The sequence below is a fragment of the Kineococcus gurbantunggutensis genome (assembly GCF_050871925.1).
Lineage (GTDB): Bacteria > Actinomycetota > Actinomycetes > Actinomycetales > Kineococcaceae > Kineococcus.
Map to the genome: position 1 here is coordinate 1 of NZ_JBJLSG010000169.1, position 10,096 is coordinate 10,096.

Annotated in this window: 9 protein-coding genes; 3 read left to right on the top strand and 6 right to left on the bottom strand. The window is 73.8% G+C overall.

The genetic code is table 11. The features are described 5' to 3' along the window. Window positions 1-50 precede the first annotated feature (50 nt). Genes arfA through ACRYR7_RS21630 form a run of 4 tightly spaced genes read right to left on the bottom strand, consistent with a single transcriptional unit; the run spans window position 51 to window position 4,786 of the window. Complete coding sequence (gene arfA / locus ACRYR7_RS21615; RefSeq protein WP_432574178.1) at window positions 51-1,568, bottom strand: arabinosylfuranosidase ArfA; 1,518 nt, start codon at window positions 1,566-1,568, stop codon at window positions 51-53. Between the two features lie 37 nt (window positions 1,569-1,605). Then, entirely contained in the window at window positions 1,606-2,499 is an 894-nt protein-coding gene (locus ACRYR7_RS21620) for a carbohydrate ABC transporter permease (protein WP_432574179.1), read from the bottom strand. Next, complete coding sequence (locus ACRYR7_RS21625) at window positions 2,496-3,446, bottom strand: carbohydrate ABC transporter permease (protein WP_432574180.1); 951 nt, start codon at window positions 3,444-3,446, stop codon at window positions 2,496-2,498. The genes ACRYR7_RS21620 and ACRYR7_RS21625 overlap by 4 nt, the downstream gene beginning before the upstream one ends. Before the next feature lie 26 nt (window positions 3,447-3,472). Further along, window positions 3,473-4,786 carry an extracellular solute-binding protein gene (locus ACRYR7_RS21630; RefSeq protein ID WP_432574181.1) on the bottom strand — a complete coding sequence of 438 codons (1,314 nt, stop codon included), beginning with the start codon at window positions 4,784-4,786 and terminating at the stop codon, window positions 3,473-3,475. Window positions 4,787-4,886: 100 nt separating this feature from the next. On the opposite strand from ACRYR7_RS21630, the gene ACRYR7_RS21635 reads away from it, so the two are divergent. Next, a complete protein-coding gene (locus tag ACRYR7_RS21635; protein ID WP_432574182.1) occupies window positions 4,887-5,903 on the top strand; it encodes a LacI family DNA-binding transcriptional regulator in 1,017 nt (338 codons plus the stop codon). Between the two features lie 76 nt (window positions 5,904-5,979). Further along, the gene (locus ACRYR7_RS21640) at window positions 5,980-6,942 is read left to right on the top strand and encodes a quinone oxidoreductase family protein (RefSeq protein WP_432574183.1); all 963 of its coding nucleotides are present in this window, start codon (window positions 5,980-5,982) and stop codon (window positions 6,940-6,942) included. An 84-nt stretch (window positions 6,943-7,026) separates the two neighbouring features. On the opposite strand, the gene ACRYR7_RS21645 is transcribed toward ACRYR7_RS21640, so the two are convergent. Beyond that, window positions 7,027-7,788: a VOC family protein gene (locus tag ACRYR7_RS21645; protein WP_432574184.1), complete on the bottom strand. Its 762-nt coding sequence runs from the start codon at window positions 7,786-7,788 to the stop codon at window positions 7,027-7,029. A gap of 6 nt (window positions 7,789-7,794) precedes the next feature. Then, the gene (locus ACRYR7_RS21650) at window positions 7,795-8,016 is read right to left on the bottom strand and encodes a DUF3072 domain-containing protein (protein WP_432574185.1); all 222 of its coding nucleotides are present in this window, start codon (window positions 8,014-8,016) and stop codon (window positions 7,795-7,797) included. A gap of 150 nt (window positions 8,017-8,166) precedes the next feature. Between ACRYR7_RS21650 and metG the strand changes: the two genes are divergently transcribed. Next, window positions 8,167-9,990: a methionine--tRNA ligase gene (gene metG, locus ACRYR7_RS21655; RefSeq protein ID WP_432574186.1), complete on the top strand. Its 1,824-nt coding sequence runs from the start codon at window positions 8,167-8,169 to the stop codon at window positions 9,988-9,990. The last annotated feature ends 106 nt before the right edge of the window (window positions 9,991-10,096 follow it).

Consider the following 10,096-nt stretch of genomic DNA (forward strand, 5'->3'; position numbering starts at 1 on the left):
GGGGGCCCGCAGCCGGGCCACCCGGCCCGCCGCCCCGCCCGGTGCCCGGCTCAGGCCTTGGCGACCTGCACGACCGCCCACGACAGCGGCGGCAGCACGACGGTGGCCAGGCCGTCGACGAGGGTGACGTCCCGCAGCGGGCGCAGGCCCACCTGGTCGTGCGCGCCGGTGGCGTTGGTGGTGTGCCGGTCCTGGCCCTCGGTGGCGGCCAGCACCTTGGCGCCCACGACCTTCGAGACGTCGAAGCCGCGCAGCGAGACCTCCACGGAGGCGCTGTCGGACTCGTCGCGGTTGGCCAGGAACAGCGAGACCGTGGAGGTGTCCTCGTCCCAGGTGGCGCTGGCGTCCACGACGTCGACGTCGCCGAACCTGGCGGTCTCGTACTTGTCGGAGCTGGCCGCGACGCGCAGCACCTCGCCGGTGGCCAGGTGGCGCACCTGCTCGAACGGGTGGGCGATGGTCTGCTTCCACGCGTCCCCGCCCGGCTCGCTGCGCAGCAGGCCGATGACGTTGACCAGCTGGGCCTGCGCGCCGATCGTGACGCGGTCGGCGTGGCGCAGCAGGGAGTTCAGCAGGGTGCCCACGACGACGGCGTCGGTGATCGAGTACTCGTCCTCGATGACGCGCGGGGCCACGTCCCACGGCTGCACGCCGGGGGCGTGGTGCGGGCGGGACTGGTACCAGACGTTCCACTCGTCGAACGAGATGTTGATGCGCTTGTTGTGCTTGCCCTTCGCGCGCACCGCGTCGGCCGTGGCCACCACCTGGTCGATGAACAGGTCCATGTCCACCGCGGAGGCCAGGAAGCTGGCGGAGTCGCCGTCGGACTCCTCGTAGTACGCGTGGCAGGAGACGTAGTCCACCGCGTGGTACGACAGCTCCAGGACGGTGGACTCCCACTCGCCGAACGTGGGCATCGAGCGGCTGGAGGAGCCGACCGCGACCAGCTCGATGTCCGGGTCGATCGAGCGCATCGCCATGCCGGTCTCGGCGGCCAGCCGGCCGTACTCGTGGGCGGTCTTGTGGCCGGTCTGCCACGGGCCGTCCAGCTCGTTGCCCAGGCACCACAGCTTGACGTCCAGCGGGTCCTTGGTGCCGTGCGCGACGCGCAGGTCGGAGTACTTCGTGCCGGAGTTCAGGTTCGTGTACTCCAGCAGGTTGCAGGCGTCCTGCAGCCCGCGGGTGCCGAGGTTGACGGCCATCATCGTCTCGGTGCCGACCTTGCGGGCCCAGGAGTCGAACTCGGCCAGGCCGAACTGGTTCGTCTCCACCGAGCGCCAGGCGCGGTCGATGCGGCGGGGGCGCTCCTCGCGCGGGCCGACGGAGTCCTCCCACTCGAAGCCGGACACGAAGTTGCCGCCGGGGTAGCGCACCACGGTGGGGGCCAGCTGCCGGGTCAGCTCCAGCACGTCGCCGCGCAGGCCGTCCTCGTCGGCGGTGGGGTGGTCCGGCTCGAAGATGCCGGTGTAGACGCAGCGGCCCATGTGCTCGACGAACGAGCCGAACAGGCGGCGCGGGACGGGCCCGACGGTGAAGGCGGGGTCGAGGGTCAGGCGGGCTTTGCGCACGGGTTTCCTCCCTGGGTGGGTGTGCGGGGCGAGGGGGTCAGCGGCCGCCGAGGCCGGTGGTCGCGACCCCGCGGATGATCTGCCGCTGGAACAGCATGAAGACGATGATGAGGGGCAGGCCGGCCAGCAGCGCGGAGGCCATGACCTGCGCGTACCGCACGCCGAAGCTGGACTGGACCTGCACCAGGCCGACCGGCAGCGTCATCAGGTCCGGGTTCGAGGTGATGATGAACGGCCACAGGAAGTTGTTCCACGCGCCGATGAAGACGAAGATCGCGACGGCCGCCAGGATCGAGCGCGACAGCGGCACGACGACCTGCCAGAAGATGCGGAACGAGCCGGCGCCGTCCACGCGGGCCGCCTCCTCCAGCTCCCTGGGGATGCCGTCGAAGAAGCTCTTCAGGATGAAGACCATCGTCGGCACGGCCAGCTGCGGCAGGATGATGCCCCAGTAGGTGTCCGCCAGGCCCATCGCCAGCACCTCGCGGTACAGCGGGACGACGAGGATCTGCGGGGGGACCATGATGCCGGCGACCGTCAGGGCGAACAGCAGGCCGCGGCCGCGGAAGCTGCACCGCGAGAAGCCGTAGGCGGCCAGTGCCGAGACCGCCACCGTGAGCACCGTGACGACGACGGCCACGAGGGTGGAGTTGACGAACCACGTGATGAGGTTGTCGTTGCCCAGCACCGAGCCGTAGGCCGCGCCGGTGAAGCCGGCGTCGGGGACGACCTGCAGCGGGACGTCGGTGGTCTCCGCCTCCGGCTTCAGCGAGGTGATGAGCGCCCAGGCCAGCGGCGCCAGCCACAGCACGGCCACGACGACCAGGGCGGTGACGACCAGGGCGCGGCCCACCGGCGAGTACTGGCGGACCTTCGAGCCGCTGCGCGAGGTCGCCGCCGCCTCGGCCCGGGGGGCGGTCAGGGTGCTCATGCTGCGGTCCTTCCCCGGCGGCGGCTCAGGGCGAACTGCCCGAGCGAGACGACGATGATGAGGGCGAAGAAGACGTAGGAGATCGCCGAAGCGTAGCCGAGGCGGTAGTTCACGAAACCGGTGTCGTAGACGTACTGCAGGATCGGCGCCGCGGCGCCGCCCGGGCCGCCGGAGCCGCCGAACAGGATGTACGCCTGGTCGAAGATCTTCAGCGAGGCCAGCACCTGCAGGACGAGGACCAGGCCGGTGGTGCCCTTGAGCAGCGGCAGCGTGATCGAGAGGGTGCGGCGCCAGCCGCCGGCGCCGTCCAGCGAGGCGGCCTCGTACACCGACTCCGGGATGGCCTGCAGGGCCGACAGGTACAGCAGGAAGTTGAACCCGACGGTCCACCAGACGGTGATGAGGACCACCGACAGCAGCGCCACGCCCTCGTCGCTCAGCCAGCCCACCCTGGGCAGCCCGGCGACGTCGAGGACGCCGTTGATGAAGCCGAAGTCGCCCTGCATCAGCCAGTTCCAGATCAGGACGACCGTGGAGACCGGCAGCAGGTAGGGCGCGAAGAAGGAGAAGCGCCAGAACCACTGGCCCTTCACGCCGGTGTGCACCAGCAGCGCCATCGCCAGCGAGACGACGACCAGCGGGACGGTGGAGATCAGCGTGAAGAGCAGCGTGTGGCCCAGGGTGCGCCACACCTGCGCGTCGCCGAGCAGCTCGGCGTAGTTGTCGACCCCGACGAACGTCGTCGGCGCGCCGGCGAGGCTGACGTTGAAGAAGCTCATCCCGAACCCGTAGAGGACCGGGAAGATGGTGAACGCCGCGTACACGACGACGAAGGGCAGGACGAACCAGAACCCGCCCGGGTTCGTCGTCAGGGACGCGGTCTCGCGCCGGGGCTTCGTCGCCCCCGGCGGCTGCACGAGGGTGTGACCGCTCGCGGTGGTGGCCATGGGTACCTCTGTCGTCGACGGCCGGGTCAGACCGGGCTGGGGATGGCGAGTTGCTGGTCGATCCAGCTGATGAGCGCGTCGGTCGCCTGCTCGGGCGTCTGCGCTCGGGTGGAGACGCTGAGGATCTGCTGACCGCCGAAGGACATCAGCTGCGACCCGGAGCCGGAGAAGTAGGCGTCCGGGTCGTACTCGACGTGCTCGGCGGCGCCGGCGTAGTTCGACTGCGGCTGCAGCGCCCGGAACTCCGGGCTCTGCGAGACCGCCGACAGCGCGGGGACGTGCCCGCCGCCGGACCACGAGAGGCTGTTGCGCAGCATCGAGGCGGCCATGTCGTAGGCGGCCGCGCGGCGCGCGGGGTCCACCGAGGCCTGCCGCGGCAGGACGAAGCTGTGGCTGTCGGCCCGCACGAGCGGCTGGTCCCCGAACAGGGCGGGGAACTGCGTCATCGTGAAGGGGATCCCCGCGGTCTCGGCGGTGATGAGCTCCCACGGGCCCAGGACGAACAGGCCCGCCTGCTGGCTGGCGAACACCGCCGGGGCCGCCGGGCCGTCCAGGGTGGGCGAGCAGATCGTGCCGTCGGTCAGGTCCCGGATGAAGGAGAACGCCTGCACCACCGCGTCGCGGTCGACCTGCGCGGTGCCGCCCTGCGGCAGCTCCAGGCGGCCGCCGAGCTGGCGGAAGACCGACCAGAACATCATCCAGCCGCCCAGGCCGTCGGCCGCGGCCCAGGAGATCCCGGTGGAACCGGTGACCTCCGCCAGGCGCCGGCCCGCGTCGAGGAACTGCTCGGCGGAGGTGATCGGGGCGAGCTGGCCGTCCGCGCCCGTCAGCCCGGCCTGCGCGCACAGGTCGGTGTTGACGTAGAGCACCATCGGGTGCGTGTCCAGGGGCAGCGCGTACAGCTGCCCGTCGTGCTGCGCCTTGTCCCACACGCGGGCGGGGAACTGGTCCGGGGTGATGCCGCGGGCCGCGAGCTCGTCCAGGTCGAACGGGTCGAGCAGGTGCGCGGCGAACGGGGGCAGGCGCGACATGTGCATCGTCGCCAGGTCCGGGGCGCGGCCGCCGGCGCAGGCCATCGCCAGCTTCGTGTAGTACGGCGCGCCCCAGGCGAGGGTGGTGTCGGTGACGTCCACCTCGGGGGCCTCGTCGCGGTAGGTGTTGACCAGCTGGACCATGCGCTCACCGTCACCGCCGGTGAAGAAGTTCCAGTACGCCAGCTGCCTGCCCGAGCCGCTGCCCGCGACGGGCGCGGCGCACGAGGCGAGCCCCGCGGCGCCCAGTCCCAGGGCCGCACCCGCTGCGCGCAGGGTCGTCCTGCGCGAGAGGGTCCTTCGGGTCATCGTCGACCTCCAATGCATCCTTGCAACGTTGGAAGAAAGAAACACCCTCGAGGTGGGGCACGTCAAGCGAACCCACCGCGGGAGGTGCCATGATTCGGGCATGCCAGCGACCCGAGCGACGACGCTGAAGGACGTCGCGGCCGCGGCCGGCGTCTCGATCAAGACGGTCTCCAACGTCGTCAACGGCCACCCGCACGTGCGCCCCGAGATGCGCGAGCGCGTGCGCGTCTTCATCGAGCAGCTCGACTACCGGCCCAACGGCATGGGGCGCCAGCTGCGCCAGGGGCGCAGCGGCCTCATCGCGCTGGCGATCCCGCACGTCATGAGCCCCTACTACGGCGAGCTCACCAGCGCCCTGGTCGACGCCGCCCGCAAGCGCGGGCTGACCCTGCTCGTCGAGCAGACCGACGCCGACCCCGACCGCGAGCGCCAGGCCGCCGACGGCTTCGGCGTGCGCATGGTCGACGGCCTGGTCTTCGTCCCGCTGAACATCCCCACCGGCGTGCTCGCCGAGCGGCGCGACACCACGCCGGCGGTGCTCATCGGGGAGAACGGCGAGGGCGCCGACGCCGACCGCGTCACCATCGACTCCGTGGCCATCGGCGACCTGGCCACCACCCACCTGCTCGAGCGCGGGCGCCGGCGGGTGGCCTTCCTGGGCGACAAGGACGCCGAGCGCTCCCCGGTGCTGGCCCAGCGCCTGGCCGGCTACCGCCGGGCGCTGGCCCGCGCCGGCCTCGCGCCGGACCCCGCCCTCATGCAGCCCACCCCCGAGTGGGAGCGCGGGCACGGCTACGACGGCACGCTGGAGCTGCTCGCCGCCCGCCCCGACGTCGACGCGGTCTTCGCCGCCAACGACCTGCTGGCCTTCGGCGCGATGCACGCCCTGCGCCGCCTGGGCCGCCGGGTGCCCGAGGACGTCCTGGTCGTCGGCGTCGACGACGTGGAGGAGTCGCGCTTCTGCGCCCCCACCCTCACCAGCGTCGCCATCGACCGCACCTCCGTGGCCGAGCAGGCGCTGGCCCTGCTCGCCGAGCGCCTCGACGGCCTGGACGCCCCGCCGCGCACCCTGACCGCGGAGCACCGCCTGGTGGTGCGGGAGAGCACCGGCGGCTGAGGCGCCCGCGGCCGCCGGGACGGCCGCGGCGCCGGCCCGCTCGTGGCCGCCGCGGCGGTGGGGCAGGATCGCGCCCGTGCGAGCCGTGCAGATCACCGCCACCGGCGGCCCGGAGGTCCTCACCGTCGCCGACCTGCCCGAGCCGGAGCCCGGCCCGGGCCAGGTGCTCGTGGCCGTGGAGGCCGCCGGCGTGAACTACGTCGACACCTACCGCCGCAGCGGCGCCTACCCCCTGGACCTGCCCGCCGTGCTCGGCGGCGAGGGCGCCGGGCGCGTGGTGCGCGCCGGCGAGGGGGTGCGGGGCGTCGAGCCGGGGCTGCTCGTGGCCTGGAAGGAGGGCCCCGGCAGCTACGCCGAGCGCGTCGTCGTCGACGCCGACGAGCTGGTGCCCGTGCCCGACGGCGTCGACGCGCGCACCGCCGCCGCGGTGCTGCTGCAGGGGCTGACCGCCCACTACCTGGCCACCGACACCCACCGCGTCACCGACGGCACCTGGGCCCTGGTGCACGCCGCCGCCGGCGGGGTGGGCCTGCTGCTCACGCAGCTGGTGCGGCTGCGCGGGGGGCGGGTGCTGGCCACCACCTCCACGCCGCAGAAGGCCGAGCTGGCGCGCGCCGCCGGCGCCGAGGAGGTCGTCGGCTACGCCGACGCCGCCCGCCGCGCCCGCGAGCTCACCGCCGGCCGCGGCGTCGACGTCGTCTACGACGGCGTGGGCGCGGACACCTTCGACGACTCCCTGAGCGCCCTGCGCCCGCGCGGCACGATGGTCGTCTACGGGGCCTCCTCCGGCCCCGTGCCGCCCTTCGACGTGCAGCGCCTCAACGCCGCCGGCTCCCTCTTCCTCACCCGCCCCACGCTGGCCTCCTACGCGCAGGACCGCGCCGAGCTGCTGGCGCGCGCCGGCGAGCTGCTCGGCTGGGTGGCCGAGGGGCGCCTGGACGTGCGCGTCGGCGGCACGTACCCGCTGGAGCGGGCGCGCGAGGCCCACGAGGACCTGCAGGGCCGGCGCACCACCGGCAAGCTCCTGCTGCTGCCTTGACGCTGCGGCCCTGAGGCCACCGCCCCGGGCCCGGTGGTGACGGGCGGTGGTGACGGGCGGGGCGGCGGGCGGGGCGGGCGCCGCTCAGGCGCCGCGGCCGGAGAGCACGCAGAACTCGTTGCCCTCCGGGTCGCCCAGCACCACCCAGCTCACGCGCCGGTGCTGCCCGACGTCCACCGGGCGCGCCCCCGCGGCCCGCGCGGCCGCGACCACGCGGTCCTGGCCCGGCGGCGGGGAGGTGGGGCGCACGTCCAGGTGCCAGCGGTTCTTGCCCGAGCGCGGGGTGCCGGTGCGCACGAACTCCAGGTAGGGCCCGCGGTCGCCGTCGCGCAGGGCCGCCACCGCCGGGCCCGAGCGCACCCGCCGCCAGCCCGTCAGCGGCTCCCAGAAGGCGGCCTGCGCCTCCGGGCGCAGCGCCTGCACCACCACGGCGGCCACCCGCCCGCACCCCTCGTACTGCGGGCGCGGGTCCAGCACGCAGAACTCGTTGCCCTCCGGGTCGGCCAGCACCACCCAGGGCACGTCCCCCTGCCCGACGTCGGCGCGGCGCGCGCCGGCGTCCAGCAGGAACTGCACCGTCTCGCGCTGGTCGGCGGGGGAGGAGGTGTCCAGGTCCAGGTGGACCCGGTTGGGGCCGCGCTTGGGGTCGCGCACCGGCACGAAGACCAGCGGCACGCCCGGCTCGCCCTCGGGCGGGTCGACGTCCACCTCGCCGGCGTCGGCGTAGCCCGGCCGCCAGTCCAGCGCCCGGGCCCACCAGTGCGCCAGCGCGCGCGGGTCGGCGGCGTCGACGGTCACCGACGCCAGCCGGGCCCCGGCGCCCGCGGGCGCGCCCGTGGCGGCCACGGCGGGCTACTGCCCGCGGCCGGTCTGCTGCTGCAGCTCGTCGATCAGCTCCGAGGCCTTCGCCTTGGTCAGGTCCTCGGGCAGCTCGCGGCCCGCCTCGCGGGCCAGGGTCTGCAGGTAGCTCTTCTGCGGGCCGGTCATCGGCTCGTCGCCGGTGACCCAGGTCTCCGGGTCCTTCTCGGCGTTCTGCGTCGGGTCGGGGGCGTCCTCGTGCGTGTTCTCGCTCACGGGCCCGACGCTACGGCCAGGGTGCGACACGTGCTCGGCGAGCGCGGCCCCCGCCCGCCGGTGGCCCCGCCGGTGCCCACGGGGCGCCCCCGGGGCGCGGGCGCCGCGGTGGAGCCCGGGCGCGGCGGGCGGGCGCCCTAGGATCGGGCCATGACCCACGTCCTGTCCGCGGTGGCCTGGCCCTACGCCAACGGTCCCCGCCACATCGGCCACGTCGCCGGCTTCGGCGTCCCCTCCGACGTGTTCAGCCGGTACATGCGGATGGCGGGTCACGACGTCCTCATGGTCTCCGGCACCGACGAGCACGGCACCCCGATCCTGGTGCAGGCCGAGCAGGAGGGCGTGAGCCCCCAGGAGCTGGCCGACCGCTACAACCGCGTCATCGCCGAGGACCTGCACGCCCTGGGCCTGTCCTACGACCTGTTCACCCGCACCACCACGCGCAACCACTACGCGGTGGTGCAGGAGATGTTCCGCACCGTGCACCGCAACGGGTACATGGTGGCCAAGAAGGGCATGGGCGCGATCTCCCCGTCCACCGGGCGGACCCTGCCGGACCGCTACGTGGAGGGCACCTGCCCCATCTGCGGCTTCGACGGCGCCCGCGGGGACCAGTGCGACAACTGCGGCAACCAGCTCGACGCCATCGAGCTGAAGAACCCGCGCAGCCGCATCAACGGCGAGACGCCGGTCTTCGTGGAGACCGAGCACTTCTACCTGGACCTGCCCGCGCTGGCCGACGCCCTGGGCTCCTGGCTGCAGACGCGCGCGGAGACGGGCCGCTGGCGGCCCAACGTGCTGCGGTTCTCGCAGAACCTGCTGGAGGACCTCAAGCCGCGGGCCATGACCCGCGACATCGACTGGGGCATCCCGGTGCCCCTGCCCGGCTGGGAGGACAACCCCGCCAAGCGGCTGTACGTGTGGTTCGACGCCGTCATCGGCTACCTGTCCGCCTCGGTGGAGTGGGCCCGCCGCTCCGGCGACGACGACGCCTGGCGCGCCTGGTGGACCGACCCGTCGGCGCAGTCGTACTACTTCATGGGCAAGGACAACATCACCTTCCACTCCCAGATCTGGCCGGCCGAGCTGCTGGCCCACGACGGGCGCGGCGCCAGGGGCGGCGAGCCAGGGCCGCTGGGCGCGCTGAACCTGCCCAGCGAGGTGGTGGCCAGCGAGTTCCTCACCATGGAGGGCAGGCAGTTCTCCTCCAGCCGCGGCGTGGTGATCTACGTGCGCGACGTGCTGGCGCGCTACCAGCCGGACGCGCTGCGCTACTTCATCTCCGCGGCGGGCCCGGAGAACAGCGACGCGGACTTCACCTGGCAGGAGTTCGCCACCCGCACCAACTCCGAGCTCGTCGCCGGCTGGGGCAACCTCGTCAACCGCACGGCCAGCCTCATCGCCAAGAACGTCGGCTCGATCCCCGAGCGCGGCGAGCTCACCGATGCCGACCGGCGCCTGCTGGAGACCACCTCGGCCGGCTTCGGCTCCGTGGGCGGGCTCATCGAGGCGCACCGCCAGCGCGCGGCGGTCGCCGAGGCCATGCGCGTGGTCGGCGAGGTGAACAAGTACCTCACCGAGCAGGAGCCCTGGAAGATCAAGAACTCCGACCCCGAGCGCATGCGCTCGGTGCTGCACGTGACGGCGCAGGCCGTCTCGGACTGCCGCACGCTGCTCTCGCCGTTCCTGCCGCACTCGGCGCAGGCCGTGCACGAGGCCCTCGGCGGCACCGGCACCGTCTCGCCGCTGCCGCAGCTGCGCGAGGTCACCGACCTCGACGACGCCTCCCGCTCGTACCCGGTGCTCACCGGCGACTACCGCCGCGGCTCCGGGGACGGCGCGACGCTGCCGGAGTGGGCCCCGCGCCCGGTGGTGCCCGGCACGCCGGTGGCCCCGCCGACGCCGGTGTTCACCAAGCTCGACGTCGCGGCCGTGGTGGAGGAGGAGACGCAGCGGCTGCGGGAGGGGCTGTGAGCCCGCGCGCCGGCGGCCCGCCCCCCGCGCCGCGGGCCCACCCCCTGACGCGGGCCGCCAACCACAACCACCCGGACACCCACGCCTCCGAGCCCGAGGAGGGTGG